Source organism: Amycolatopsis speibonae, assembly GCF_042647925.1.
GTDB lineage: Bacteria > Actinomycetota > Actinomycetes > Mycobacteriales > Pseudonocardiaceae > Amycolatopsis > Amycolatopsis speibonae.
Genome location: NZ_JBHRWK010000068.1, coordinates 24,948 through 50,971, shown reverse-complemented (window position 1 = coordinate 50,971; position 26,024 = coordinate 24,948). Strand labels below are relative to the sequence as shown.

Annotated in this window: 26 protein-coding genes and 1 other RNA gene; 10 read left to right on the top strand and 17 right to left on the bottom strand. The window is 69.8% G+C overall.

What is annotated here, in order from left to right; all coding sequences use genetic code 11:
- Positions 1-76: 76 nt before the first annotated feature.
- The 7 genes from ACFOSH_RS34260 to ACFOSH_RS34230 form a co-directional block, all read right to left on the bottom strand.
- Positions 77-1,750 (bottom strand): ABC transporter substrate-binding protein, encoded by a 1,674-nt coding sequence (locus ACFOSH_RS34260; RefSeq protein ID WP_449224201.1) that lies wholly within the window; start codon positions 1,748-1,750, stop codon positions 77-79.
- 343 nt (positions 1,751-2,093) lie between these two features.
- Positions 2,094-2,612 carry a uridine kinase family protein gene (locus tag ACFOSH_RS34255; protein WP_449224202.1) on the bottom strand — a complete coding sequence of 173 codons (519 nt, stop codon included), beginning with the start codon at positions 2,610-2,612 and terminating at the stop codon, positions 2,094-2,096.
- A gap of 29 nt (positions 2,613-2,641) precedes the next feature.
- Complete coding sequence (locus tag ACFOSH_RS34250; RefSeq protein WP_020632199.1) at positions 2,642-3,079, bottom strand: DUF2304 domain-containing protein; 438 nt, start codon at positions 3,077-3,079, stop codon at positions 2,642-2,644.
- Between the two features lie 12 nt (positions 3,080-3,091).
- On the bottom strand, positions 3,092-3,793 hold the full coding sequence (locus tag ACFOSH_RS34245; RefSeq protein WP_378244181.1) for a glycosyltransferase family 2 protein: 702 nt from the start codon (positions 3,791-3,793) through the stop codon (positions 3,092-3,094).
- A gap of 59 nt (positions 3,794-3,852) precedes the next feature.
- Entirely contained in the window at positions 3,853-5,832 is a 1,980-nt protein-coding gene (locus ACFOSH_RS34240; protein WP_378244106.1) for a DUF6541 family protein, read from the bottom strand.
- A 72-nt stretch (positions 5,833-5,904) separates the two neighbouring features.
- Entirely contained in the window at positions 5,905-7,203 is a 1,299-nt protein-coding gene (locus ACFOSH_RS34235; RefSeq protein ID WP_378244104.1) for a hypothetical protein, read from the bottom strand.
- Positions 7,200-8,231, bottom strand: a complete 1,032-nt coding sequence (locus tag ACFOSH_RS34230) for a glycosyltransferase family 2 protein (RefSeq protein WP_378244102.1) — start codon at positions 8,229-8,231, stop codon at positions 7,200-7,202. Before ACFOSH_RS34230 ends, ACFOSH_RS34235 begins: the two co-directional genes overlap by 4 nt.
- A gap of 61 nt (positions 8,232-8,292) precedes the next feature.
- Here ACFOSH_RS34230 and ACFOSH_RS34225 point away from each other — a divergent pair, with 61 nt between their 5' ends.
- On the top strand, positions 8,293-9,405 hold the full coding sequence (locus ACFOSH_RS34225) for a UDP-N-acetylglucosamine 2-epimerase (RefSeq protein ID WP_378244100.1): 1,113 nt from the start codon (positions 8,293-8,295) through the stop codon (positions 9,403-9,405).
- Positions 9,406-9,777: 372 nt separating this feature from the next.
- Here the strand turns inward: ACFOSH_RS34225 and recR are convergent, their stop codons facing one another.
- Together recR and ACFOSH_RS34215 are read right to left on the bottom strand one after the other, a co-directional pair.
- On the bottom strand, positions 9,778-10,374 hold the full coding sequence (recR, locus tag ACFOSH_RS34220; protein ID WP_378244098.1) for a recombination mediator RecR: 597 nt from the start codon (positions 10,372-10,374) through the stop codon (positions 9,778-9,780).
- A 1-nt stretch (position 10,375) separates the two neighbouring features.
- Positions 10,376-10,732: a YbaB/EbfC family nucleoid-associated protein gene (locus tag ACFOSH_RS34215; protein WP_005166259.1), complete on the bottom strand. Its 357-nt coding sequence runs from the start codon at positions 10,730-10,732 to the stop codon at positions 10,376-10,378.
- 101 nt (positions 10,733-10,833) lie between these two features.
- Here ACFOSH_RS34215 and ACFOSH_RS34210 point away from each other — a divergent pair, with 101 nt between their 5' ends.
- Positions 10,834-11,667 (top strand): N-acetylmuramoyl-L-alanine amidase, encoded by an 834-nt coding sequence (locus tag ACFOSH_RS34210; protein ID WP_378244179.1) that lies wholly within the window; start codon positions 10,834-10,836, stop codon positions 11,665-11,667.
- 74 nt (positions 11,668-11,741) lie between these two features.
- Here the strand turns inward: ACFOSH_RS34210 and ACFOSH_RS34205 are convergent, their stop codons facing one another.
- Positions 11,742-13,823 (bottom strand): DNA polymerase III subunit gamma and tau, encoded by a 2,082-nt coding sequence (locus ACFOSH_RS34205; RefSeq protein ID WP_378244095.1) that lies wholly within the window; start codon positions 13,821-13,823, stop codon positions 11,742-11,744.
- Positions 13,824-13,852: 29 nt separating this feature from the next.
- Between ACFOSH_RS34205 and ACFOSH_RS34200 the strand changes: the two genes are divergently transcribed.
- Positions 13,853-14,686: a spermidine synthase gene (locus ACFOSH_RS34200; RefSeq protein WP_378244091.1), complete on the top strand. Its 834-nt coding sequence runs from the start codon at positions 13,853-13,855 to the stop codon at positions 14,684-14,686.
- 86 nt (positions 14,687-14,772) lie between these two features.
- Here ACFOSH_RS34200 and ffs read toward each other — a convergent pair.
- An RNA gene (ffs, locus tag ACFOSH_RS34195) (signal recognition particle sRNA small type) lies at positions 14,773-14,869 on the bottom strand.
- A gap of 45 nt (positions 14,870-14,914) precedes the next feature.
- Here ffs and ACFOSH_RS34190 point away from each other — a divergent pair.
- On the top strand, positions 14,915-15,805 hold the full coding sequence (locus ACFOSH_RS34190; protein WP_378244089.1) for a serine/threonine dehydratase: 891 nt from the start codon (positions 14,915-14,917) through the stop codon (positions 15,803-15,805).
- A gap of 1 nt (position 15,806) precedes the next feature.
- Here the strand turns inward: ACFOSH_RS34190 and ACFOSH_RS34185 are convergent, their stop codons facing one another.
- Together ACFOSH_RS34185 and ACFOSH_RS34180 are read right to left on the bottom strand one after the other, a co-directional pair.
- Positions 15,807-17,279, bottom strand: coding sequence for a sensor histidine kinase (locus ACFOSH_RS34185; RefSeq protein WP_378244087.1), 1,473 nt, complete (start codon positions 17,277-17,279; stop codon positions 15,807-15,809).
- Complete coding sequence (locus tag ACFOSH_RS34180) at positions 17,257-18,006, bottom strand: response regulator transcription factor (RefSeq protein ID WP_378244085.1); 750 nt, start codon at positions 18,004-18,006, stop codon at positions 17,257-17,259. Before ACFOSH_RS34180 ends, ACFOSH_RS34185 begins: the two co-directional genes overlap by 23 nt.
- Before the next feature lie 169 nt (positions 18,007-18,175).
- Between ACFOSH_RS34180 and ACFOSH_RS34175 the strand changes: the two genes are divergently transcribed.
- Positions 18,176-18,817 carry a hypothetical protein gene (locus ACFOSH_RS34175; protein WP_378244083.1) on the top strand — a complete coding sequence of 214 codons (642 nt, stop codon included), beginning with the start codon at positions 18,176-18,178 and terminating at the stop codon, positions 18,815-18,817.
- Here the strand turns inward: ACFOSH_RS34175 and ACFOSH_RS34170 are convergent.
- A complete protein-coding gene (locus ACFOSH_RS34170; RefSeq protein WP_378244081.1) occupies positions 18,811-19,884 on the bottom strand; it encodes an AAA family ATPase in 1,074 nt (357 codons plus the stop codon). The two genes, ACFOSH_RS34175 and ACFOSH_RS34170, sit on opposite strands and share 7 nt — an antisense overlap.
- A gap of 52 nt (positions 19,885-19,936) precedes the next feature.
- Here ACFOSH_RS34170 and ACFOSH_RS34165 point away from each other — a divergent pair, with 52 nt between their 5' ends.
- The 3 genes from ACFOSH_RS34165 (at position 19,937) to ACFOSH_RS34155 (ending at position 22,040) form a co-directional block, all read left to right on the top strand.
- The gene (locus ACFOSH_RS34165; RefSeq protein ID WP_378244079.1) at positions 19,937-21,112 is read left to right on the top strand and encodes a sensor histidine kinase; all 1,176 of its coding nucleotides are present in this window, start codon (positions 19,937-19,939) and stop codon (positions 21,110-21,112) included.
- Positions 21,109-21,765 (top strand): response regulator, encoded by a 657-nt coding sequence (locus ACFOSH_RS34160; protein WP_378244077.1) that lies wholly within the window; start codon positions 21,109-21,111, stop codon positions 21,763-21,765. Before ACFOSH_RS34165 ends, ACFOSH_RS34160 begins: the two co-directional genes overlap by 4 nt.
- Before the next feature lie 68 nt (positions 21,766-21,833).
- Positions 21,834-22,040: a hypothetical protein gene (locus ACFOSH_RS34155; protein WP_378244075.1), complete on the top strand. Its 207-nt coding sequence runs from the start codon at positions 21,834-21,836 to the stop codon at positions 22,038-22,040.
- Between the two features lie 131 nt (positions 22,041-22,171).
- Here ACFOSH_RS34155 and ACFOSH_RS34150 read toward each other — a convergent pair whose 3' ends face one another.
- A complete protein-coding gene (locus tag ACFOSH_RS34150; protein WP_378244073.1) occupies positions 22,172-22,633 on the bottom strand; it encodes a nitroreductase family deazaflavin-dependent oxidoreductase in 462 nt (153 codons plus the stop codon).
- A gap of 117 nt (positions 22,634-22,750) precedes the next feature.
- Between ACFOSH_RS34150 and ACFOSH_RS34145 the strand changes: the two genes are divergently transcribed.
- Positions 22,751-23,440 carry a TetR/AcrR family transcriptional regulator gene (locus tag ACFOSH_RS34145; protein WP_378244071.1) on the top strand — a complete coding sequence of 230 codons (690 nt, stop codon included), beginning with the start codon at positions 22,751-22,753 and terminating at the stop codon, positions 23,438-23,440.
- On the opposite strand, the gene ACFOSH_RS34140 is transcribed toward ACFOSH_RS34145, so the two are convergent.
- Positions 23,424-24,047: a TetR/AcrR family transcriptional regulator gene (locus tag ACFOSH_RS34140; RefSeq protein ID WP_378244069.1), complete on the bottom strand. Its 624-nt coding sequence runs from the start codon at positions 24,045-24,047 to the stop codon at positions 23,424-23,426. The two genes, ACFOSH_RS34145 and ACFOSH_RS34140, sit on opposite strands and share 17 nt — an antisense overlap.
- Before the next feature lie 9 nt (positions 24,048-24,056).
- A complete protein-coding gene (locus ACFOSH_RS34135) occupies positions 24,057-24,251 on the bottom strand; it encodes a hypothetical protein (protein WP_378244067.1) in 195 nt (64 codons plus the stop codon).
- 171 nt (positions 24,252-24,422) lie between these two features.
- Here ACFOSH_RS34135 and ACFOSH_RS34130 point away from each other — a divergent pair, with 171 nt between their 5' ends.
- On the top strand, positions 24,423-25,946 hold the full coding sequence (locus tag ACFOSH_RS34130) for a 3-hydroxyacyl-CoA dehydrogenase (RefSeq protein ID WP_378244065.1): 1,524 nt from the start codon (positions 24,423-24,425) through the stop codon (positions 25,944-25,946).
- Positions 25,947-26,024 lie beyond the last annotated feature (78 nt).

Sequence of the window (26,024 nt, the reverse complement as noted above, 5' to 3'; positions counted from 1 at the left end):
TTTGTTGCCAGCCCGGGAATGGGCCGAAGGGGGCGGGTGCGGTAGCACCCACCCCCTGCGACTCAGTGGTGGAGGATCAGTTGACCGTGACGGTGTAGAAACGCTCGTCGGTCAGCGGGCTGGCAACCAGGCCCTTCACCTTCGGGCCGACGACGATCGCCGGGGGGCCGTAGGAGATGGGGATGGCGGGCAGGTAATCCATGATCTGCTTGTTCACTTCCTGGTACGCCTTGGTGTGCGCCTCACCGGCGGGCGCGGCGTCCGCGGCGGCGAGGGCACTGAAGAGCTCGGGGTTGTTGAAACCGAACTCCGCCTTCTCGCGGCCGAAGAAGGTACCGACGAAGTTGCCGGCGTCGTTGTAGTCACCGGTCCAGCCGAGCAGGTGGACGTCCTGCTCGCCGCGCTTCTGCACGGCGTCCTTGTAGCCACCGTTCCACGGCTGGGCGATCGGCTCGACCTTGATGCCGATCTTCTTCATGTCCTCGGACAGCGAGGTGAAGATGTCCGCCGGGTTCGGCATGTACGGCCGGGTGACCTCGGTCGGGTAGTAGAACTTCAGCGTCATGCCCTCGGCGCCGGCTTCCTTGAGCAGGCTCTTGGCCCGATCGAGGTCGTACGGGTACTTCGTGACGTTGTCGTTGTAGCCGTCGATCGCCTTCGGCACGAACTGGGTCGCGGTCTCGGCGCCCTCGGGGAGCTTCGACTTCACGAACTGCTCGCGGTTGAGGCCGTAGGCCAGCGCCTGGCGGACCTTGAGGTCCTTCAGCTTCGGGTTGTTCTTCTGGTTGATGCCCAGGTACAGAACGTTGAACGACGGGCGGATGAGCACCTGCTCGCCGTCGTTGCGCAGCAGGCCGTAGTCCGCGGGCGACGGGTAGTCGAAGCCCTGGATGTCGCCGGCCTTCAATGCCTGCTTGCGGGCGTTCTCGTCCGGGATGACCTTGAAGACCAGCTTGTCGAGCTTGGCCGTCTGGGTCGGGGAGTCGGTCGCCTTGGAGAGCGTGATCTCACCCTTGGCCTGGTCCCAGCTGTCGAACTTGAACGGGCCGGTGCCGGTCGGGTGCTGCAGCGCGTACTCGGGGTAGGAGAACGAGTCACCGCTCTGGGTGACGTTGTCCGCGTTGTACTTCTTCAGCGCGTCCGGGCTCTGGATCGAGAACGACGGCAGCGTGAAGGCCGCCGGGAAGGCGCCCTTGTTCTTGTTCAGGTTCAGGATCGCGGTCGACTCGTCCTTGGCCTGGCAGTCCTTGAACACCGGGGAGCCGGAGGCGTCGCCCTCGTTCTTGGCGAAGCCCTCGAAGACGTCGCCGTAGTAGATCATCTGGCTCTGGGCCGCGGCGCCCTTCATGTTGAACATGCGGTTGAAGTTGAAGCAGACCGCTTCGGCGTTGAACGGGGTGCCGTCGTGGAACTTCACACCCTTCTTCAGGGAGAAGGTCCAGGTCTTGCCTTCGTTGCTGCCTTCCCACTTCTCGGCAAGGCCGGGCTCGAGGTCCGCGGTCCCCGGCTTGTTCATGATCAGCGTGTCCATCATCTGGCGGATGATGCGGAAGGTCTCACCGTCGTCGTTGAAGAGCGGGTCGAAAGTCTTCGGGTTACCGGCGGCGCCGAAGACCATGGTGCCTCCTGAGCCACCCCCTGCGCCTTCTTCACGCTTCGAATCGGCACAGGCGGAAATGGAGACCGCGAGTGCGCCGGCAAGCCCGATCAGGGCCACACGGCGTGCTCGGGTCACCCGCAGTTGCTGCATCTGGCACCCCTTGAGGAGAATTTCGGTGTTTAGGCACCGTCGGCGTCGATCGGAAACTCGAACTCCGCGGATGATCGGTGTGCCCGCCGACACTAGCGGGAACTCAGCCCGCACTTAAGCACGCGAGGTTACGATCGCGCTACACGAAGGTCAATACGACCGCAAAGTGTCGGCAATTCCGGACGGAGTGTAATCAATTCCGCTCCACTAACGCGCAGAGTGCCGGTCCACTAACTCAAATGGGTGTCCACCACTAGGCTCTTTGGATCACTGACAGAAGTGGACAGTGAGACCACGGCGGTGGGGTGGTCGGTCCCGGTGGTCGTGAGTGGCGTTTCGGGTTCTAACCCGAAACGCCACTCACGACCACGAAATCCGCCGCCGCCTTCGTACCGTCCACGGTGAACCAGCCCCGCTCGAACAACTGCCAGCGCCGCAGATCCGCCCGCGATTCTTCGCCGTCCCGGCCGGTGGCACGGTCGAGGCGCTCGGCCTCGCTCCCACCGTCCAACCAGGTCAGCAGGGACAACGACGGCCGGATCCGCGCGCGACCGCTGGAAACGCCTTCCAGTACCAGGACCTCGGGAACCGGGATCTCGACTTCTTCACCGGGCGACGCGACGCCGCCGGACCAGGCCACCCGCCGGTAGCGGCCGGATCTGCCCGCCCGCAGGGGTTCCAGGACACCGGTTTCCAGCCGGGGCCACCACGAAACGGGTTCGTCCCAGGTGGCGAATTCGTCGGTGCTGACCAGCGCCACCCGGACGTCGCGTGCGGCGAGCCCGGCCACGATCTTCCCGGCCAAGGTGGATTTCCCGGAGCCCGAAGGCCCGTCGACGGCGAGTACGCGGACGGTCCCCAGTCTCGGCGGGGCCGCCAGGAGCGCGTCGATCAGCGTGCGCGTGCGGGGCTCACTTCGGGGAGCCCTTTGACGTTGTCGGGCGTGGCCGTCCTCGCTTCGAGCGCGGCGACACGTTCTTCCAGGTCACGCTGGGCGTCGGCGAGTTCGCACCGGAGCAGCGCGATCTCCTCGACGGACGTGCGGACCTCTTCTTCGAGATGCCCGACCTCGGTCGACAGATGCAGCGCGACCAAGGCCAGCACGACACCGGCCAAGAGGAATACGAAGTTCGACGGCGTCTGCACGCCGGTTACCCGGGCCAAGAAGTCGGCGGCCTGCGGAACGAGTGCGAGCACGACCACGCCGATGGCGAGGACGAGCCAAACACCCGCGTACTTTTCCCGCAGTTTCCGCCGTCGCATCATCTCGAGGACGACGAACAGCACCAGACAGGCGACGACGATGCTGAGAATGCGCCAGCCAGCCATGATCAGCTCCTTTTACGCCGAATCCGACGAGTCGACGGCGGGGCGGCGGCGCACCAGCGCCAGCAGCAGGGCGAGTCCGGCGCGGCCGAGGTAGACGGCCGATTTCACCGGTGAATGGCTCGGTGTACCACCGGCCCGTTCCCGCATGATCACCGGGATTTCCTTGATCTTCAGTTCGGCGCGGATCGCCATCACCAGGGATTCGATCGTGTCGCCGAGGTATTCGGCCGGGTAGTACGCGGCGAACATTTTGATCGCGCGCGGGCCCATCGCCTTGAACCCGGAGGTCACGTCGGTGAGCTTGGTCTTCCCGAGCCGGGAGAAAACGAGAGAGAGCGCGACCATCGCGTATTTCCGCGGGCCGCTCGCCTTGTACGAACCCTTGCCCGCGAACCGCGAGCCGATCGCGATGTCGGCGTCGTCGAGCGCGTCCAGCAGGGCGGCGACCTCTTCGGGGTCGTGCTGGCCGTCGGCGTCCACCTGGACGACGACGTCGTAGCCGCGGGCGGCCGCGTACCGGAAGCCGGTGCGCATCGCCCCGCCGACGCCGAGGTTGACCGACAGGCGGGCCACCTCCGCGCCCGCCGCGCGGGCGAGCTTGGCCGTGTCGTCGGACGAGCCGTCGTCGACCACCAGCACGTCCATGTCCGGCAAGGACTGCTTGACCTGGGAAATGACCTCGCCGACGCTGGCCTGCTCGTTGAGGGCAGGCATCACGATGAGTACGCGGCGGGTGGTCACGGACGTACTGGACACTGGATCACTCTATCTTCTTACTGGCCGTGAGCGGTGTCGGACCCGGTGGTGGCGCCGGCGGCGACCACACCTTGCTGACCTTCGATTTCGTAGACCGACGCGTCGAGGTTGTGGAAGACGCGTTTGAAACCAGGAGTGATGTCGAGGCGCTGGAGGCCCACCGCGGACTGCGCGTTGGGGGCCACCTTGCCCTTGCCGACGAGCACGTAGCGCACCTTGAGGTCGGTGAGCGCCTCGCGCACGCGCGGCTCGCGGTTGATGTCGTTCAGGAACACGCTGAGCCAGCCGGCCTTGGTGGTGAACTCGGCTCCGTAGTTGGTCCACTCGACCGGCTGGACCCCCGAGAGGGCGTACATCCACACCGAGCCGTCGGCCTTGTCGTTCATGACGCGCTCGCCCGGCACGACGTGCTTACCGAGCCAGTCGTAGGCCTCTTCCTCGCCCTTGCTGACCGAGGGGCCGTCCGAGCCGTAGTTCAGCGCGAGCCGGGCGGAGTTGCGGCCGATGTAGCCGCCGCGGCTCAGCACCGACACCACCAGCCCGATCACCAGCGCGCCCGCGATGGTCGCGGTGAACGGGTTCAGGTTCGGCTTGCGCTCGCCGATCTTCTCGGCGAACTTGCCCGACGCGGTGTGCACGAACTCGCCGAACGCGACGGCGCCCGCCAGCGGCACGAGCGCGCCGAGCCGCCAGTGGTCGTTGTAGAACACCCCGGTCAGGGTGTGGATGAGCGGGGTCTCCAGTGAGATCGTCGCGGCGAACAGGCCGCCGAGGACGACGTACGCGCCGACCATCCAGAGCATCCGCCGGTGCCGGACCAGGAAGAACACCCCGATGATCGCCGGGATGCCGATCCACCACTGCGGGAACGCCGCCATCGGCGAGAACGTGATGGTCTGCCCGAGCGCGCCGGACACGCTGGCCTCCGACGCCCAGAACGCGCTCGTCACGCCGCCCGCGTTGTAGAGCGCTGGCAGGACCGTCGGCAAACCGAGGACGACAGCCAGCCCGATCGTGGCCACCAGTGAGGCGGCGCTGCGGCGCCAGCTGATCTTCTCGAAGCGGAACAGCACCGCGAGCAGGATCAGCAGGAAATAGACCATGATCACGAAGATCAAACTGGTGTGCAGGCCGGCCAGCCCGGCGACGCCGACGCCGATCGCGACCGGTCCGGCGATACCGTTCGGCTTGAGCAGCAGGCGGGCGAGCGCGAGCATCGCGGGCACGAGCGCCACCCCGGCGACGTACGGCCAGAGCGGGCCGCGCCACAGCGAGTCGTACGGGAACGCGGTGAACCAGGTGGACACGGCCGCGGCGGCGGCGGTCGCGAGGACCGGCATGCGCCAGGCGCGGCACATAGCCGCGACCCCGACCGGGACGGCCAGCACGACCATGAGCGCCGCCAGGTTCAGCGTCGGCATCATCGTCAGGCCGCCCTTGCCGAAGACCAGGGCGAGCAGCGCGTGGTAGGTGTCCGGGTAGAAGTAGTCGGTCTGGTTCGGCAGGTTCGCGATGGTGCCGACCGTCGACGCGCGCGCGTCGCCGTGCTCGGCGATCCAGCGCACCAGGTTGCCGTGGAACGGGGCGTCCCAGCCCTGCTGGACGTTCTCCAGGGAGTGCGAACCGCGCAGGAAGGTCACCGTGCCGACGCCGAGACCGACCACGACACCGGCGCCGATCAGCAGGTGGTCGCGAAGGGACCGCTTCGTCTCGTCGTCGTCTTCGTCCTCGGCCCAGTCGGCGTGACGCTTCGCGGTGAAGCGGAGCACGAGGAACGAGAGGACGAAAGCGGCGACGGACAGCAGCAGGACCCACAGGCCGACGTTCAGCATGGTCCAGCGGATGCCGAACCGGCCGAGGATCGGGATGCCGATGGCGACGAGGCCGAAGGTCAGCAGCGGGGCCGCGGCGGCGAGAGTCCAGCCGCGCAGCCTGATCGCGGCGCCGAAGACGAGCCCCGGCAGCCAGAACGCCAGCAAGACCAAAAGAACGTTCATCGAATTCGCTGTCCAACCCTATTCGGCGCTAAGAACGCCACCCCGTTCGCGGCGCGCGATGGCGCGGCCACACTATCGAGACGTTTCGGACGGCTTCGCGTTGCCCGCCTCAGGCGTGCCTCTCACCACGAAAGACATGACGACCAGTAGCCCGACCGTCGGTCCCGCGGCGAGCCCGACGACGGCCCGCACGACGGTGTCGCCGGGGAAGAACAGCAGGACCAGCACGGTCGCGGCGACGACGGCGGCCCAGGTGATCAGCACCTTCTTGGCCTTGGCCTGCGCGACGAGGACGGCGGCGAGCAGCTGCATCGTGGCCAGCAGTACCGACGACCAGACCAGCCCGGCCATCCACCAGGACTCGGGGTCGTTCTGGGCGCCGTAGACCAGGCGCACCACCCACGGGCCGATCAGCCAGCCGATCAGCGCGCCGAGCGCCGCGAGCGCCAGCGCGCCCACCGACCCGAGCGCGAGCAGCCTGCGCAGCCGGTGCTTGCCCTCCTCGGTGCTGGACAGGCGCACCACGGTCGGGACCGCGAGGGCCTGGACCGGCGCCATCAGCGTGAGCGGCGTCCTGGCCACGAACAGGGCCAGGAAGAGCACGCCGAGCTTGTCCTTGTCGCCACCGGGCGCGAGCAGGCTGACCAGCGCCGGATAGCCGGTGATGACGCTCGCGGTGAGCCCGGCGCCCGCGAGGAGCATCAGCATGTTCGTGACGATCGGCTTCGCGGGCTCGGCAGCGTCCAGCTTGGGATCGACCAGGCGGGCCGCGCCGCGGGCGAAGAGCAGCCAGGCGAACGAGCCGGTCGCGGCGGCGATGGCGAACCAGTACAGCTGGGTGAGCCCGGCGAGCACCAGGGCGGCGACCACCAGGATCCGCACGGCGGCCTCGACCAGGATCAGCCACGAGTAGGACCGGATGTGGTTCTGCCCGACGAGCAGCCCGCGCGCGGCGAATTGGAAGGCGAAGGAAAGCCCGCCCGCCAGGACGATCACCGCGAGCGCGAACTGGCCGCCGTAGACCTTGTCCGTGATCGGCGGGATCAGCGTGATCAGGGCGACGACCACCACGGCGACCGCGCTGGTGACGAAGGCGATCACCGCCGGACGGCCCGCCTTGCGGCCGTCGAGCGCGGCGTGCGCGGACTGGCGCGAGATCTCCTGCTCCAGCGGGGACAGGGCGGCGCCCAGCCCCATCAGCATGCCCCAGAAGGAGAGCAAGACAGCGTTGTCAGCCTTGGACAGGGTCCGGCCCCAGACCACGGTGAGGACATAGCCGAGCGCGATCGCGATCAGCAGGTAGACGCCGATGCGGCCGGCGGATTTCCCGGTGTCCTTGGCCAGTTTTTCGCTGCTCACCGCGCTGCTCATTTACCCTGCTGTTTTCGGCCGAGCCGGGCCCGCAGCGCCATGAAGAGGCCGCGGAGCGCACCGGCGCCGAACCCGGCGGCGAACACCGGCGTGAGCTGGGCGACGGCCTTGGCCTCGGCCTTGGTCGCGCCGAACTTCGTCACCGCGAACCCGGCGGCGGTGGAACCCGCGGCGGCCAGCGCGACGGCGGTCTTCGGGCGCTTCGCGGCGACTCCGAGTCCGAGTACGCCGACGGCCATCGCGGCGAACAAGCCGTTGCGCGCGGGGCCGGGGGACGCGAGATACGAATCGACGAACGTCGTGCCGCGGAAATACGACTGCCCGATGAACTTCTTGAAGGAATCACGACCGTGGTAGGTCGCGGAAAAGTCCGGGGCGAGGAAGATACGGTGCCGTTCGGCGATCCAGCGCAGAACACCCGTATCGTCACTGGCGAAACGGACGTCTTCGAAGAGCGACTCGAACGCGTTGGACGAATCCTCGAGAACGTCCTTCGGCGCGGAAAAGAATCCGGTGCCTTTAGGGAAGACGTCGAACTCGTCGATACCGAACGACATCAACCGCGGGTTCGCGCAATAACGGCGCCACGGGATCTTGACCAGCCCCGCCATGAATCCCGCATACGGATTGTGTTCGGACGCGACGTTGATGTGACCGTTCCACACCGTGCGCTCGGGATGGTCGACGAGCTGGTCGCGCAGGAAGGTGAGCGAGCCGGAGTCCACGATCACGCGGCTGTCGAGCAGCAGGATCTGCCGCCCGGACGCCTTCGCGATCCCCGCCCGGCGAGCCTCGAACCGGCCGCTGTTCGGCTGGGTGAGGACCGTGATGCCGTAGAGCTCCTGCAGCTTGGCGAGCTTGTCGCCAGTGCCGTCGGTGCTGCCGTCGTCGACCACGACGACCTCGACCGGCCAGTTCGCCGCCTGGGCCGACGCGATCAGCGCGCCGACACTGCGGTCGATCCAGTTCTGCTCGTTGTAGACCGGGATCACGACGGACAGGGCCGGGAGGAGCGAATTCGCACTCACCCCGGCGAGGCTACCTTGCGCGACCCACCAGTATCCTTCGGGCACCGCAGACCCCGACAGAATGGCTCTTCCGGTGATTTCCTTCATTCTCGGCACCACGGCGGAACTGATCAAAATCGCGCCGGTCTACCACGGCATCCTCGAGCGCGGGGTCCGGCCGAAGATCTGGTTCACCGCCCAGCACGTCGACGAGGTCTCGGACGTTCTCGCCGACCTGAACCTCCCGGAGCCCGACGTCTGGCTCGTGCCGAAGGAGAAGGCGCACAACCTGGAGTCGCCCGCGCAGGTGCCCGGCTGGGCCGCGCAGGTGCTGCGGACCGCGTGGAGCCGCCGGGCCGAGCTGAAGGCCGCGCTGGTCGAGGACGGGCGCCCGCCGCTGGTGCTGGTGCACGGCGACACCTTCACCACGCCGTACGGCTCGCTCATCGGGAAGCGGATCCTCAAGTCGCGGGTCGGGCACGTCGAGGCGGGGGCGCGGTCGGGCAGCATCATGTCGCCGCTGCCGGAGGAGCTGAACCGGAAGATCGCCGCGAAGATCGTCGACATGCACTTCGCGCCGAGCGCGCGTGAGGTGAACAACCTCCGCAACGCCCGCGGCGTCGTCGTCGACACCGAGGCGAACACCGCGATCGACGCGATGCGGCTCGCCATCAACGGCCCGCTCGACATCGAGGGGCTGCCGGAGAAGTTCGGCCTCGCCACCCTGCACCGCTTCGAGCTGGTCTCGCGCGCGGACAAGTACCGCGAGGCGCTGGAGATCCTGCGCGAGCAGAGCAAGCAGATGCCGATCCTCTACATGGCGGGCGCGCCCGAGCGCGAGAAGATCCGCGCGCTGGGCCTGGCGAACCTCTTCGACGAGAAGAACTTCATCATCCAGCCGAAGATGCGGTACCTGAAGTTCCTGCCGCTGGTCGCACGCGCCGAGTACGTCGTCACCGACTCGGGCGGCCTCTCGGCCGAGTGCTACTACCTCGGCCTGCCGTGCGCCGTGCACCGCGAGCGCACCGAGACGCCGCAGCACCTCGGCGAGACCGTCGTGCTGACCGAGATGCGCGGGGACAAGCTGCAGAACTTCCTCGACACCTACGAGAACCGCCGCGGTGAGTCGTGGGTCGAGAAGTTCCACCCGTCGGAGATCATCGTCGACACGCTGGCGCGCCTCGGCTACTGCTGATTTTTATCGCGCGCTGCCGCAAACGCGCCGAAGGGGCGCCGTTCCGTGAAGGCCCCCGTCACGGAACTCAGCCGAGAGAACTCGCCCTCACACCCTGCCAAAGTACATGAAGGCCCCCTTCACTGCGTCTAGCGCAATGAAGGGGGCCTTCATGTACTTCGAGCGGGTGGGGTGACGGCACCGAGTGGGGCGGGTTGGTCGTGAGTGGCAAGTGGGGTTAGAACGACACTTGCCACTCACGACCAACCCGCCCCACGCCAGACTCCCGCCCCACGCCAGACTCCCCTGCCTGAAGTCCGTGAAGGCCTCCTTGAGGGACTCTGGGTCCCTCAAGGAGGCCTTCACGGACCTGCGGTCCAAGTGCGGCGAAAGCTAGAGCTTTCGTCGGCCGGAGAGGGCGCGGCCCAGCGTCAGCTCGTCCGCGAACTCCAGGTCACCGCCCATCGGCAGGCCCGACGCCAGCCGCGTCACGGTCAGGCCGGGGAAGTCGCGAAGCATCCGCACGAGGTACGTCGCGGTCGCTTCGCCTTCGGTGTTCGGGTCGGTCGCGATGATGATCTCGCTGATCTCCGCGCCGCCGATCCGCGCGAGCAGCTCACGCATGCGCAGCTGCTCCGGCCCGATGCCGGACAACGGGTCCAGCGCGCCGCCGAGCACGTGGTAGCGGCCCTTGAACTCGCGCGTCCGCTCGACGGCGAGCACGTCCTTCGGCTCCTCGACCACGCAGATGACCGTGAGATCGCGGCGGGTGTCGCGGCAGATCCGGCAGGACTCCTGCTCCGAGACGTTGCCGCAGACCTCGCAGAACTGCACGCCTTCCTTGACCTTGCCGAGCACTTCCTGCAAACGCGCGATATCCGCGGGATCGGCCGCCAGCAGGTGGAAGGCGATCCGCTGCGCGCTCTTGGGACCGACGCCGGGCAGCCGCCCGAGTTCGTCGATCAGATCCTGGACGACACCCTCGTACAAGCTAGCCGCCGAGCCCGGGGAAACCGCCGAGGTCCGGCATCCCGCCACCGAGGCCGCCCGCGAGCGGGCCGAGCTTCTGTTCGGTGAGCTTCTGCGCGTTGGCCGAAGCGTCCCGCACGGCCGCGACGACCAGGTCGGACAGGGTCTCGACGTCGTCGGGGTCGACCACCTTGGGGTCGATGGCCAACGACTTGAGCTGGCTGTCACCGGACACGGTCGCGGTGACGAGGCCGCCGCCGGAAGTGCCGGTCACCTCCGTGTTGGCCAGCTCTTCCTGCGCCTCGACCAGCTTCTGCTGCATCTGCTGGGCCTGCTGCATGATCTGCGACAGGTCGAAGCCGCCACCGGGTTGCACCATGATCCGATCGGTCCTCTCCTGGAAAATCCTGTGCCGCCTACCAGCCTAGCCGTCACGCGTATGGCACCGTTGGCGCCGTGCGACGACGGCTGACACTGGTGATGGCGATCGGATTGACGCTGTTCGCGGCGTGCGGCGTGGAGACCGCCGCGCCGCCGCCCGGAAATCCCTCCGCTCCGGGGACCACCACGGTCCTCACCACCCTTCCGCAACCGAGTCCCCCACCGAGCACGCCGCCGTCGTCGAGCGCGCCACCGCCGCCCCCGGCCACGCAGCCGCCGAAGACGGGCAAGGTCGTCGTGCTGGATCCCGGGCACAACGGCGGCAACTCCGGCAGGCCCGGCGAGATCAACAAGCAGGTCCCGGCCGGGCGCGGAAGGACGAAACCGTGCAACACCACCGGAACCGCGACGAATTCCGGCTATTCCGAGCACGCGTTCACCTGGGACGTCTCGCAGCGGGTCGCGCAGGCCTTGGCCGCCAAGGGAATCCGGGTCGTCCTCACCCGGCAGAACGACACCGGCGTCGGGCCCTGCGTCGACGAGCGAGCCGCGATCGGGAACGACGCGCAGGCGGACGCGGTCGTGTCGATCCACGCCGACGGCTCGAATTCGGCCGGGGCGCACGGATTCCACGTCGCCTACTCGGCACCGCCCCTGAACGCCCAGCAGGGCGCGCCTTCGATGAAACTCGCGACGGCGTTGCGGGACGGCATCCGCGCGGGCGGCTTCCCGACGTCGACCTACCTCGGCTCGAACGGGCTCGCGCCGCGCGCCGACCTCGGTGGGCTCAACCTCTCGACCCGGCCCGCCGCGCTCGTCGAATGCGGGAACATGCGCAACGCCGACGAGGCCGCGGCTATGTCGAGTGAAGAAGGACGACAGCAGTACGCCGCCGTCATCGCGAAGGCCATCGAGGACTACCTCGCGGGCTGACCAAGGCCCGTTCCCCTTCCGCGTTTCGTCCTCTGGATGCGGTACTTGCGTGCGCAAGGACCGCGTTCAGAGGACTACTTGCGTTCCTCCAGCGGACGGGCGTTGAGGTGGTCGGCGAGGAGCTTCCGGGCGATCTCCTCCGGGTCCTTCTCGGGCGGGAGCGGCGGAGGCGGCGGAGCGGGGCTCGCGTCCTCGTTGTAGAGGTCCTCGTCTTCCTCGACCGGCTCGGGCGGGAGCGGGATGTCCGGCTCGGCTGTCGTCACCTTCGGCCGCTGGGGTTCCGGCTCCGGCTTCGGCGCGGGAGGCGCCGAAACAGCGGCACCGGACGCTTCGGCGGACCGGCGGGTGAAGGACCGCTCAGACGAGGACTGGGCAGGCGCGGCCTTGGGCGCGGCGGCCTGCCGGACCGGCGCGGCGCCGTGGACGCACCGCACCTGCCAGTCGCCGTCGAAGACCGCCTTGAACGCGGCCGCGATGCGTTCCGTGTGCTGAGGCTCGGAAAGCCGGCGTGCCACCGGTTCCGCGCTGTGCGTGAGCGTGACGGCGGTGCCCTCGACGCTCACCACACTCGCCTGCGTGAGCATCGCCCCGGTGACAGCGCCGCCCGGGACCTTGCGGATCGCGGCCTGCACCTGCGGCCACCGGCCACGGATCCCGTCCACGTCCGTCTCGCCGCTCGACGCCGCCGCAGGAGCGGGCGCGGCCGGAGGCGGGGTGGGCGCGGCAGGCCGTTCGGCGACAGGCTCGGGCCGCGCTACAGGCTGGGCTGCGGGCTGGGCTGCGGGCTGCGGGGCGGACTGGGGGGCCGGTGCGGCTTGCTGAGCGGGGGCGGCGGCGCGTTGCGACGGCCGCTGGAATTCTCGGACGGGCTCGCCCGAGGGAGCGACGGAAGCCGACGCCGGAGCGGCCTGCGCGACCGGGGCCGCTTGAACAGCCGGAGCGACAGGGGCGGCCTGAACGGCTGGGGCCGCGCCACCGGCGACGGGCGCCGGGGCCGAAGCGGCACGGCGCTCAAGGCGCTCCAGACGGGCGAGCAGCGCGTCGGTGCCCTCGGCGATCGACGGCAGCAGCATCCGCGCCGTCAGCAACTCCAGCACCAGCCGGGGCGAGGTCGCGCCCCGCATCTCCAGGAGTCCATTGTGGACGATGTCGGCGTAGCGCGAGAGCGTGGCGGGCTCCAGCTTTCCCGCCTGCTCCTTCATCTTCTTGAGCTCGTCGTCCGGCGCGGCGACCAGCCCGCGCTCACCCGCGTCCGGCACCGAGCGCAGCATCACCAGGTCGCGCAGGCGGTCGAGCAGGTCGGTGGCGAAGCGGCGCGGGTCGTGCCCGGCCTCGGCGAGACTCTCGACGGTGGTGAACACCGCTGTCGCGTCGTCCGCGGCCAGCGCGTCGACCATGCCGTCGATGAGCGCGACGTCGGTGACACCCAGCAGGGACACCGCCCGCGGGTAGTCGACGCCGTCCGGCCCGGCTCCCGCCAGCAGCTGGTCCAGCACCGATTGCGTATCGCGCGCCGAACCCCCGCCCGCGCGGATGACCAGCGGATACACGGCGGGCTCGACCTTCGCGCCTTCGGCCGCGACGTTGCGTTCGAGCAGCTCGCGCATGGAACTCGGCGGGATCAGCCGGAAGGGGTAGTGGTGCGTCCGCGACCGGATGGTGGGCAGCACCTTGTCCGGCTCGGTGGTCGCGAAGATGAAGATCAGGTGCTCGGGCGGCTCTTCCACGATCTTCAGCAGGGCGTTGAAGCCCTGCGTGGTGACCATGTGCGCCTCGTCGATGATGAAGACGCGATAGCGCGAGTCCGCCGGGGCGTAGAAGGCCCTGTCCCGCAGCTCGCGGGCGTCGTCGACACCACCGTGGCTGGCGGCGTCGAGTTCGGTGACGTCGACACTGCCGGGGCCTTCGGGCGCGAGGTTGCGGCACGAGTTGCACTCGCCGCACGGATCCGGCGTCGGGCCCTTCGCGCAGTTCAGCGAACGCGCCATGATGCGCGCGCTCGACGTCTTCCCGCAGCCGCGCGGGCCGGAGAAGAGGTAGGCGTGGTTGATGCGCCCGGCCGCCAGCGCGATACGCAGCGGATCGGTCACATGCTCCTGCCCGACGACCTCGGCGAAGGTAGCCGGACGGTACTTTCGGTACAGCGCTAATGCCACGGCCGCGAGACTACCGGGAAGGTCCGACGGTGAGACCAGCACCGACCCCAGGCACGTATCCGGTCCGCTTCGGAACCGCGGAACTGCTCCGCGACGCGGACCGCCCCAACGCCTGGATGATCTCCGTCGACGGCGTCGCCCAATCGCACGTCAACCTCGACGATCCCACGGATCTCGAGTTCGACTACATCCGCCGGATCGCCGACGTCGTCGACTGCCTCGGCGAAGGCCCGCTCGACGTACTGCACGTCGGCGGAGCGGCCTGCACGCTTCCCCGCTACGTCGCCGCCGTACGGCCGCGCTCGCGGCAGCTGGTGTTCGACGCCGACAGCGAACTCGTCGCGGTCGTCCGCGAGCAGCTGGGCCTGAAGGGGCTGAAGGTCCGCGTCGGCGACGGCCGCGAAGGCGTCTCGGCCAGGTACGACGCTTCGGCCGACCTCGTCATCGTGGACGCCTTCGAACGCGGTGTCCTGGCCGGCGGGCTCGCGACCGTGGAATTCACGAACGAGATCGCGCGGGTCCTCCGGCCTGCCGGGACCTACGTCGCCAACGTCTCGGACGGCCCGAACCTGCCGTTCCTTCGCCGGTTCCTGGCGACACTGGCGATTTCGTTCCCCCACCTGGCGATCTTGGCCGAGCCGGGCGTCCTCCGGGGCCGCCGCTTCGGCAACATCGTGGTCGCCGCTTCCCGCACGGAACTCCCCGTGACCGACCTGACCCGCCGAGCCGCTTCCTCGGCCTATCCGGCCCGCTGCGTCGCCGGAGAAGACCTCCGTGACCTGCGAGGCAAGGCGAAACCCATCACCGACGCGGAAGCCCTGCCCTCGCCGATCCCACCAAAAGACGTCTTCGGAATCTTTTAAGCCGCACCTGGTCACCTGAGGAACCGACCGTCGGGGGTCCGGGGGGCGAAGCCCCGCCGGGCGGGTGTGGGGTCGCACCCCACAAATGAAGGCGGATCCCGCGCACCCGTCAGAGCTTGCTTATCCTTGCTGCCTTCCGGCCCTGGGGAGGTTCACAAGATGGACGCCGCGCGGGATCCGTGGACCAGTGTAGTCACTCCCGTCCAGGCATGGAGGACAGTGGGGGGTATGAGTACTCCGACCTGGGAAGATGTCCTCAAGGCCGCCGAAGCCGTCCACCCGTTCGTGCGACGCACGCCGGTGCTGCGCGCCGAGGTCGACGGACGGCCACTGGTCCTCAAGCTGGAGCATCTGCAGCGGAGCGGGTCGTTCAAGCTGCGGGGCGCGGTGAACGCGCTGGTGAGCGGGCCGTTGCCGGAGCGGGTGCTGACGGCGTCCGGCGGCAACCACGGGCTGGGCGTGGCGACGGCGGCTTCGCTGCTGAATCTGCCTGCGACGGTGTACGTGCCGGAGTCGGCTCCGCAGGCGAAGACGGACCGGATCGAGGCCGCGGGCGCGAAGCTCGTCCGGCATGGCGCGACGTACGCCGAGGCGGCCGCGAAGGCTGTCGAAGCCGCCTCTGAGCCGGGCACTCGGTACCTGCACGCGTACGACGATCCCGCCGTCGTCGCCGGTCAGGGCACCGTGGCGGCCGAAGTGGTCCAGGACGCGCCGGACGTCGACGCGTTCGTGGTCGCGGTCGGTGGTGGCGGGCTGGTCGCGGGGACGTCGCTGGCCGGGTCGCCGACGTTCGCCGTCGAGCCGGAGCGGTGCCGCGCGCTGGGCGCGGCGCTGGAGGCGGGTGAGCCGGTGGACGTGGAGATCGACTCGGTGGCGGGATCCGCGCTGGGCGCGACCAGGGTCGGGAGCGTCCCGTTCGCCGTGCTCCGGACGCGGGCGACGTCCGTGCTGGTCAGCGACGCGGAACTGCTCGCCGCGCGGGATCGGCTCTGGGAGGAGTTCCGGCTCGCCGTCGAGCCGGCGGCCGCTGTCCCGTTCGCCGCGTGGCTGGCCGGGCGGACCGAAGGCGACCTGCCCTGCGTCATCCTGTGCGGCGCGAACAGCGAGTGGACTCCCTGAGTCAGCCCGCCCGCAGCGCGACCCGGAACTCGGTCCGGCCCGGGCGGCTGGCGACCCCGACCTGCCCGCCGTGCGCGGCGACGACGGCCGCGACGATGGCCAGGCCGAGTCCGGTGCTGCCCGCCGCCCGCGACCGCGAATCGTCGCCGCGGGCGAAGCGTTCGAAGACCTCCGGGAGGATCTCCGGCGGGATCCCCGGCCCACTGTCGGCAATGGACAGTGTCACCGTCGAATCCACTATGGACAACGCCGTGGTGACCTCGGTACCCGCCGGGGTGTGCGTGCGCGCGTTACCCAGCAGGTTGATCACCACTTGGTGCAGCTGATCCGCGTCGCCGAGGACGGTGATCGGTTCCGGCGGGACCTCCAGCAGCCATCGGTGCTCCGGCCCGGCGACGTGCGCGTCGGCGACGGCGTCCGCGACCAGGCGGGACAGATCGACGGGCTGGTGCACCACCGGGCGGCCGGAATCGAGCCGCGCGAGCAGCAGCAGATCCTCGACGAGGCCGGTCATCCGCGTCGATTCCGACTCCACCCTGCCCATCGCGAACGCGATGTCCGGCGGCACCTCGGAGCCGGACCGCCGGGTGAGTTCCGCGTAGCCGCGGATGGCCGCGAGCGGCGTCCGCAGTTCGTGGCTGGCGTCCGCGACGAACCGGCGCACCCGGCTTTCACTGGCCTGGCGGGCGGAAAGCGCGGCCGCGATGTGGCCGAGCATGCGGTTGAGCGCGAAGCCGACTTTGCCGACCTCGGTCCGCGGATCGGTGTCCACTTCGGACACTCGTTCGGACAGTGCGACCTCGCCGCGGTCCAGCGGGAGTTCGGCGACCCTGGTCGCGGTGGCGGCCAGCCGGTCGAGGGGTTTCATGGTGCGCCGCACGGTCACCGCGCCGAGCGCGCCCGCCAGCAGGATGCCGCCGACGGCCACCCCGCCGAAGATGAAACCCAGGCTCCACAACGTGTCCGTGACGTCCTTGGTGGGCAGCCCGGAGATCGAGACGCCACCGCTGGACGTCTGCTTCGCCACCACGCGGTACTCCCCGAGCGACCCGAGGTCCACGTCGGTCGGCTTGTCGATCGGCGTCGACCGCAGCAGCTTGGCGACCTGGGCCGGGCCGACCGGGTCGTGGGGGAACGGGTCGGGGATCTTCGCGTCGTAGCTGGACCGGAGCACGGCGGCGAGCGCGCGCCCGTCCGGGGACACGGTCACGAACAGCGAACCGGTGCTCTGCCCGTACGCGCGCAGGCCCTCGGGAACCCTGTCCCCGCTGGGGCGGCCCGGTGGCGGCGGACGGCCGGCGCGTTCGCTGGTCTCGGCGAGCCTGGCGTCGAGCTGGCCGATCAGGAAATCCCGCAACGCCAGTTCGGTCACCACGCCCACCACTAGGCAGACGAGCGCGAGCAGCCCCGCGACCTGCGCGATCAGCCGCCGCCGCAGGGACCAAGGCCGCCTACCCCGCGGGCTTGAGGACATACCCGGCGCCGCGCATCGTGTGGATCATCGGTTCCCTGTCGGCGTCGATCTTCTTGCGGAGGTAGGAGATGTACAGCTCGACGATGTTGGCCTGGCCGCCGAAGTCGTAGCTCCACACCCGGTCCAGGATCTGCGCCTTCGACAGCACGCGCTTCGGGTTGCGCATGAGATACCGCAGCAGTTCGAACTCGGTCGCGGTCAGCGGCACCAGAGCGCCGCCGCGGTGCACTTCGCGGCTGTCCTCGTCCAGGGTCAGGTCGCCGACGACCAGCGTCGAACCGCTCGGCCCGGCGACTCCGCCCGCACGCCGGAGCAGCGCGCGCAGCCGCAACGCGACCTCCTCCAGGCTGAACGGTTTGGTGACGTAGTCGTCGCCGCCCGCGGTGAGCCCGGCGATCCTGTCCTCCACCGCGTCTTTCGCGGTCAGGAACAGCACCGGCAGGTTCGGCACCTCGGATCGCAGGCGGCGCAGGACGTCCAGGCCGCTCATGTCCGGCAGCATGACGTCCAGTACCACCGCGTCCGGCCGGAATTCCCTGGCGACGCGGACCGCTTCGGTGCCGTCGGCGGCCGTGCGGATGTCCCAGCCCTCCATGCGCAGGGCCATCGACACGAGCTCGGACAAGGTCGCCTCGTCGTCGACGACCAGCACCCGCACGGGGCTGCCGTCGGCACGGCGCAGGCCGGCCTTCGCGGTACCGGACGAAGGGACGTTCACACTGGTCATGCTGCCATCCTGCGCGGCGCCGATGAGCCTTCTCTGTGTCCCCGCTGTGCGTTTCCTGTGAACGATCACCCGGCCGGGCGGGAATCACAGCGCGTGCCCACCGCCGGCACAGCTTCCGCACAGCGACGGCGAACACCATGGCCGCAACCGAGTACACGGAGGCGACCAGATGACCGAACCGACCAAACCCGCCGAGCCCCCGGCGGGCGAGACCGCCGCCTGGGGCGCCCCTGTCCCGGCGGGCGAACCGAAGAAGGCCTGGTCGGGCCGCAAGACCGCGATCGCGGCCGGGGTGGCGGTGGTGATCGCCGCCGGTGGCGGGGCCGCGATCTGGGCCGGGACCGCCGCGAACGGCGCCGAACAGGGTCCGGGCGGGATGATGGGCGGCCCCGGCGGCGGCCGGATGCTCGTCGGCCCTGGCGGGGGCATGCCGCGTGACGCGCTGCACGGCGACTTCGTCGTCTCCGACGGCAAGGGCGGCTACCGCACCGAACGGCTGCAGACCGGCGAGATCACCGAGATCAGCGCGACGTCCGTCAGCCTGACCAGCAAGGACGGCTACAAGCAGGTCTACACGATCGATGCGTCGACCAGGAAGACCGGCGATCCCAAGACCGGCGAGACGGTGACGGTGACCGCCAAGGTCACCGGGGACACCGCGACGGCGACGACCCTGGGCAAGGCCGGGCAGAACCAGCGCGGGCAGAACGGTGGCCAGCGGGGGCAGAGTCAGCCAGGTCAGGGACAGCCGGGCCAAGGCCAACCGGATCAGGGCCAGCCGGGACAGGACGGGCCGAGGCTCGGCTACTGATCCAGGACGGCGAGCAGCGCGGCGGCCGTCTCGGCGGGTTCCTGACCCGAGGTGTCGAGGACGACGCGGTCGCCGCCGGCCCGCCGCGTCAGGGCCGCCTCGGCGATCGCGCGGGCGGCCACCCGGTCCCGCACGCCGGGTGGCGCGCCGCGGAGTTCGTCACCGGCCAGCAGCGCGGATTCGCCTTCGGCCCGGCGCCGGACGCGTTCGGTGAGCGTCGTTTCGTCCGCGTCGAGATGGACGACGGTGACCTCGTCGAAGACCCGCCTGTGTTCCGGGAGGAATTCCCTGGCCACGACGAGCAGCCGCTTCGCTCCGGCCTCGCGGTAGCCGTGCCAGACGGCCGCGAGATTCGCCGCCTCGACGGCCGGATCCGGGCCGGGACTCACGAACCCGAACTGCGCGAGGTCGACGTAGGCGACGGGCAGCTCACGCGCCCAGAGGTCCCGCAGCGCGCCGAACGCGGCCGTCGACTTGCCGACCGCCGTCGGGCCGGTCACCACGGTCACCGGCCCGGGCAGCGTTTCGACGGCGTCCGGCGGCCGGACCGGTCCATCCTCGACGGCGCAGCGCCGGAACAGCGCGTCCACGGTCTCTTCGGCCCGCTGCCCGGTCGTGTCCATGGCTTCGCCGAAACCGGTGCGGTCATAGGCGTCCGCCACCGCGAAGAGGTCGGGCAGCGCGGCGGCGGGCGAACCGCGGTCGAGGAAGCGGCTCCGGAGTTCGTCGCGATCGCACGTCAGCCGGACGAGCGTGAGGTCGAAGTCGCGGCCTTCGAAGTCCCGCTCGACACCGTTTTCGGGATCCACCACCCCGGAAACGACGAGCTGCCTGGCGCCCCGCCGACGCAGGATCTCCAGTACCCGCAGCAGATTGGCCGCCTTGATGGCGTGCGAGGCGTCGCCCCCGCCCGGTGGCGGGCCGATCAGTCCGAGCTGGTCGATGTCGACGTACGCGACGTTGCCGCCCGCTTCCCCGACACGGGTGTACAGACCCCACGCGGTGGTCGACTTCCCCGCTCCCGGCGGACCGGTCGTCCAGAGCACGGGCGTCTTCTCGGTCCCCATGGCTTTCGATCTTAGGAACCCCTGTCCACCGGAATAGGGCAGAGTTGGGCGTGTGCGGGACATCAGTGGTTCGCTGGCGAGGCAGGCCTGCGCGGTCGCGGCCGTCTGCCTGGTCGCCGACGCCGGGCTGTTCCTCATCGACGGACCACCGCTCTCGCTGGGCTGGCAGGCATGGGTGATCCTGATCGGCGGGATCCTCGCCAACGCCGCCCTCGCCGGGCCTTCGCGGTATTCCGGCTGGGTTTCGGCCGCGCACGGCGCGTTGCTCCTCGCCGCGCCGCTCCTGCTGTACCCGTTCGACCACTACCTGCAGGCCACCAACGCGGGCGTGCTGATCGCGGGCTACCGCGCGGGCGCCTGGCTGACGACCAAACCCGCACTGGCGGCGCTGGCCGCGATGCTCGCCGGGCTCTTCGCCTGCATCCTCATCCCGGCCGACCGGGGCGACCGGGACTGGCGGCTGGTGCTCATCGACGTCGGGGTCAGCGGACTGCTGCCGTGGATGGTCGGCCGCTACACGACCGCGCGGCGCGCGTACATCGCCGATCTGCAGCGCGCGGAGGAACAACAGCAGCAACACGAAGCCGAAGCCGTGCGCCGCGCCGTCATCGAAGAACGCACGACGATCGCCCGCGACCTGCACGACGTGATCTCCCACCACGTCAGCGCGATCGGCGTGCACGCCGGCGCCGCGCGGCTGGGGCTGCCGGAGGGCGAACCCGCCGTCCGGCGCTCGCTCTCCGCCGTCGAATCGTCGAGCCGGGCCGCGATGGCCGATCTGCGGCGCCTGCTGGATCTGTTGCACGGCAAGGAGAACGGCGACGCGCAGCGGCAACCGGGGCTGGACAACCTCGACGAACTGCTCGACAATCTCCGCACCGCCGGGCTGCCCGCACGGCTGGCCAGTCACGGCGGACCGCGGGAACTGCCGGGATCGGTGGACATCGCGCTGTACCGCATCGTGCAGGAAGCGCTGACGAACGCGCTCCGGCACGGTTCCGGCGGGACGGTGGAGATCGACCTCGCCTACCGGCAGACGGAAGTCGTCCTCGCGATCACGAACGAGATCGGCCGCCCGAACCGGAAGTCGCCCGCCGAGTCGACGAAACGCGGTCTCGCCGGGATCAGGCAACGGGTCGCCTTGTTCGGCGGGCAGGCGGAATGCGGACCGCTCAACGACGGGCGGCACTGGCGGGTTCGAGTCGGATTTCCTTTGGAGGCGGAGTGATCCGGGTTCTGCTGGCGGACGATCACGCGATGTTCCGGTCCGGGATGCGCGCGGTACTGGACACCCAGGCGGATTTCGAATGCGTCGGCGAAGCGGCGGACGGGCGCGAAGCCGTCGCGCGGGCGGCCGCGCTGCGCCCGGACGTCGCGGTGCTCGACGTCCGGATGCCCAAATTGGACGGTCTGGCCGCGACCGAGGCGATCATGTCCGCGCCGGGCAACGACACCCGTGTCCTCGTGCTGACGACCTACGACTCCGACGAGTACGTCTACCGCGCGCTGCGGGCCGGTGCGAGCGGGTTCCTGTTGAAGAGCCTCGCCCCCGAAGAACTCGTCTCGGCCATGCGGGTGGCCGCGCGCGGCGACGCGCTGATCGATCCGACGGTGACCCGGCGGCTGGTGTCGACCTTCGCCACCAGCATCGAACCCGTGGCCGCCGAACCGGCGGAGCTGGAACGGCTCACCTCACGCGAACGCGAGGTCCTCATGCTGGTCGCCAACGCCTCCAGCAACGCGGAGATCGCCGCGCATCTGCACGTGGGCGAGGAGACGGTGAAGACCCACGTCTCCCGCATTCTCGCGAAACTGGGGCTGCGCGACAGGGTGCACGCCGTCGTCTACGCGTTCCGGAACGGTCTCGTCGGCGGCCGGTGATCGGTTCGCCGGACCGGGCTTCCGATGCCAGAATTCCCGGAGGACACGTCGAGGCGGGGAGCTTGGGAATGAAGCGCTGGGTCACGCTCACGATCGGGCTGGTCTTCCTGCTGGTGGGCGGCGTCTGGGTGCTCCAGGGCGCCGGCGTGCTGACCGGCAGCTTCATGACCGGGCAGAAACTGTGGTTCCTGATCGGACTCGTCGCGTTCCTGGTCGGGGTGGTGCTGGTGGCGGCCACCGCCCGCCGCTCGCGCCGGACCCCTTCCGACAACTAACCGCGTGATTCCCGCCGGAACACCCGTGATTCCCACCGGATCACGCGAGTCGCCCGTCTGATCACGCGTGTTCCGTCTCCAGTCACGTGTGATCCGGCTCTGGTCACGCGTGATCGGTGCCTGATCACGCGTCACGCGATCTTGAAGATCGGGTAGCCGGGGGCGATCTCCAGCAGCTTCTCGTCGGACGCCTTCGCGTCGACACCGTCGAAGAACACGCCGACCTCGAACTTCCAGCGCTTGAGGTAGGCGCGCAGGATCTCGGGCTTCTCGGCGTCGGTCAGTTCGGTGTAGGTGAAGGCCTCGGTGCGGCGTCCGACGCTGAGCTGCCCCTCACCCGCGACCCGCAGGTTGCGCACCCACTGCGTGACACCGCGCGGCGCGACCAGGTAGCGCTCGCCGTCCAGCTTCAGCAGGTTGACCGGGACCGACCGCAGTTCGCCGCTCTTGCGGCCGCGGACCGAAAGCACCCGGCTGCCCAGCACGCTGACACCGAACCTCGTCAGCTTGAGCACGAACTCGTTGAACGCGCTGGTCGCCGCGGCGGGCTTGATGTAGCGGGTGGAGTTGTCGGTGGCGGCGATGGTGGTCATCTCGTCTCCTTGAAGTCTGGGAGAGCAGTGCTCTCTGTTAAGAGCAGTGAACACCAGAGCGGCGCATCGCGTCAAGAGCAGTGCTCTCGTTTAGGTGCGATGCTCTAGAGTGAGAGCATGGCCGCTACCCAGACCGCGCGCGAACGCGCCCGTGCCGAGCTCACCCGCGAGATCAAGGACGAAGCCCGCCGTCAGCTCGCCGAAGTCGGCGCGCTCGGGCTTTCGCTCCGAGCCGTCGCGCGGGAGCTGGGCATGGTCTCGTCCGCGCTCTACCGCTACTTCTCAAGCCGTGAAGAACTGCTGACAGCTCTGATCGTCGACGCCTACAACGCCGTCGGCGAGGCCGCGGAGGCCGCCGACGACCCCGAGAAGGCTTCGCTGGAACGCTGGGAGTCGATCTGGCACGCGGTCCGCGCCTGGGCGAAGGCGCAGCCGCACGAATACGCACTGATCTACGGCTCGCCCATCCCCGGCTACCAGGCCCCTCAGGACACCGTCACGCCCGCGGGGCGGGTGGCGTTCGCGCTGGTCGCGGTCCTGCGCGACGCGAACCTCCGGGTCGAGACCGAGGTCGGCGAAATGCCCGCCGAGCTCCTTCAGCAGCTCGGCGCCGTCACCGAAATCCTCCAGATCACCCTGGCCCCCGAGACGGCGTCCCGGCTGATCATGGCCTGGACCCAGCTGTTCGGGATGATCAACTTCGAGCTGTTCGGCCAGTACGTCGGCTCCGTCGACCCGTCGGACGCCTTCTTCGCGCACGGGGTCCGTCAGATGGCCGAGTTCACCGGGATCAGGATGATCGGCTGAGCGCGGTCCACGACCGCATCAGCAGCTGGACGGCGTCCACCGCGTCCTCGTCGCCGGTCCCCTCGGGACTGAGGAAGCGTTGCAGCAGGAGACCGTCTTCGAGCGCGTGCAGGATCAGTGCGAGGAAGGCCGGGTCGGCGGGCGGTTCCGCGCCCCGCGCGGCGAGTTCGGTCCGGACCGACGTCTCCAGCAGCGCCCTTGTCGACTTCTCGCCTTCGCCGACGAGCGGACGCGCCTCGGGGTTCCGCAGCGCGTACAGGGCCAGCTCGGTGCGCAGGGTCAGCCAGCCTTCGAGGTGTTCGGCGCGCTCGACGTTCCACGCGCGCAGCCGCTCCATCATCTCGGCGAAGGAACCGGCACCCTCGCCCAACGCGGTGACCTCTTCGGCCTCACGCCGGGTCCGGCGGCGCAGCAGTTCGACGACGAGCTCGTGCTTGCCGTCGAAGTTGCCGTAGAAGGCGCCGCGCGTGAAGCCGGCCCGTTCGGCGATCTGCTCGACGGACGTGCCGTTGACCCCGCGTTCGGAGAACAGCTCGGCGGCAGCCGCGAGCAAGCGCTGCCTGGTCTGCTCGCGGCTTTCTTCCCGCGTCAAGCGTTTCGCCGTCACATGGCGATCCTAGAGTTCGCGCGTCGCCTGACGACCGGTCAGCCACACCCCGCCCGCGAGGACGGCGACGGCGACCGCGACGGCCACCGCGGTGAGCGGCCACAACGCCTGGCTCGCGAGGAACGCGGCGACGGCGCCGAAGAGAACGGCGACAAGGAGCAACGGCGTGGTCCGGACGGCTGCGGCGGCGGGGACGGTGGCCATGGGAGGTTTCCCTTCGAGGGTGGTGCGCGGAACACTCGGTTTTCGCGGATGGGACCGCACCGGTTCGGCGGCCTTACGCCGGTCGGTACGCGGATCACCCTTCCGGGCGAGGTACCGGCGTGGCGGCTAGCGTCACGCGCGGAGACGACATCGAGGGAAAGGCGGCTCGCGGTGGAGAAGTGGGCGGAGCAGGTCGGCAGGATCCGGGTCATCGGAACCGGGGTGATGGGCCGGGGCATCGTCCAGCTCGCCGTGACGGCGGGGCTCGAGGTCGAGCTCGCCGATGCCCGGCCCGAGGCGGTCGGCGAGGCCATCGCCCAGGTCGGCGCGATGCTCGGCAAGCTCGCCTCGAAGGGCAAAATCACCGAGGAGGCCGCCGAGTCCGCGAAGGGCAGGTTGATCGCGGCCGACGGCCCGCTGGCCCCCGCCGACGGCGTCGACCTCGTCGTCGAGGCGGTCCGCGAAGACCTGGAGATCAAACGCGCGCTGTTCGCCGAACTCGAACGCGTCTGCGGCCCGGACACCGTGTTCGCCACCAACACCAGCTCGCTTTCGGTCACCGAGATCGGTGCCGCGCTGACCGATCCCGGCAGGCTGCTCGGCCTCCACTTCTTCAACCCGGTCCCGCTGATGCGGCTGGTCGAGATCGTGCCCGGCGCGCGGACCGCCGCGTGGCTGCCGCCCGCCATGACCGAACTCGTCCGCGGCTGGGGACACGAACCCGTCCTCGCCCGCGACGCACCGGGTTTTCTGGTCAACCACGCCGGCCGCGGGCTGGGCACCGAGGCGCTGCAGATCCTCTCCGAAGGGATCGCGAGCCCGGCCGAAGTGGACCGCGTCGCGCGGGACGTGCTGGGCCTGAAACTCGGCCCGTTCGAACTGCTCGACCTCACCGGCCTGGACGTCTCGCACGCCGTGCTCGAAAGCATTTGGAGCGGTTTCCACGGCGAACCGCGGCTGCGGCCGTCGTGGCTGACGCGCCCGCGCGTCGCCGCCGGGCTGTTCGGGCGCAAGAACGGCGAAGGCTTCTACAGCTACGTCGACGGACGGCAGCAGCCGGAGCCGGAACCGGCCGCGCCGGAAGCCCCGAACACTCCGGTGTGGGTCGAGGACGAACGCCTCGGCACGCTGCTCTCGGCGGCGGGCATCCAGGTCGTGCACTCCGCCTACCCGGACACCGTCCTGATCGTCAGCCCGGTCGGATCGTCCACAGTGGACACCGCGCTCGCCGCGGGTCTCCCGGCGGACCGGGTCGTCGGGGTCGATCCCCTCGGCGGCTACGGGAAACGCCTGACGCTTTCGGTACACCCCGCGCTCGACCCGGCCGCCGGACGCACCGCCTGGGGAGCGCTCGCCGCGACAGGGCTTCCGGTGACCGTCGTCCGCGACGGCCCCGCGCCGATCGCCCAGCGGCTGCTGGCGTCGATCGTCAACACCGCCTGCTTCATCGCCGGGCAGCGGCTCGCGACGCCGGAGGACATCGACACCGCCGTCCGGCTCGGCCTCGGCTACCCGCGCGGACCGCTGACGTGGGGCGAAGAAGCGGGCGCGGACTTCGTGCTGCGGGTCCTGCGCGGGCTCGTCGCGAGCACCGGCGACCAGCGCTACCGGCCGAGCGGCTGGCTCACCGAACGGGTCGCGCTCGGCCTGCCGCTCACCTCCGCCGGCACCTCCCCCGCCGACCTGCTCAGCTGACCCACACGCCACGCGAAACGCGTGAAGGCCCCCTTCCCTCGGCTCAGCCGAGGGAAGGGGGCCTTCACGCGCGTTTAC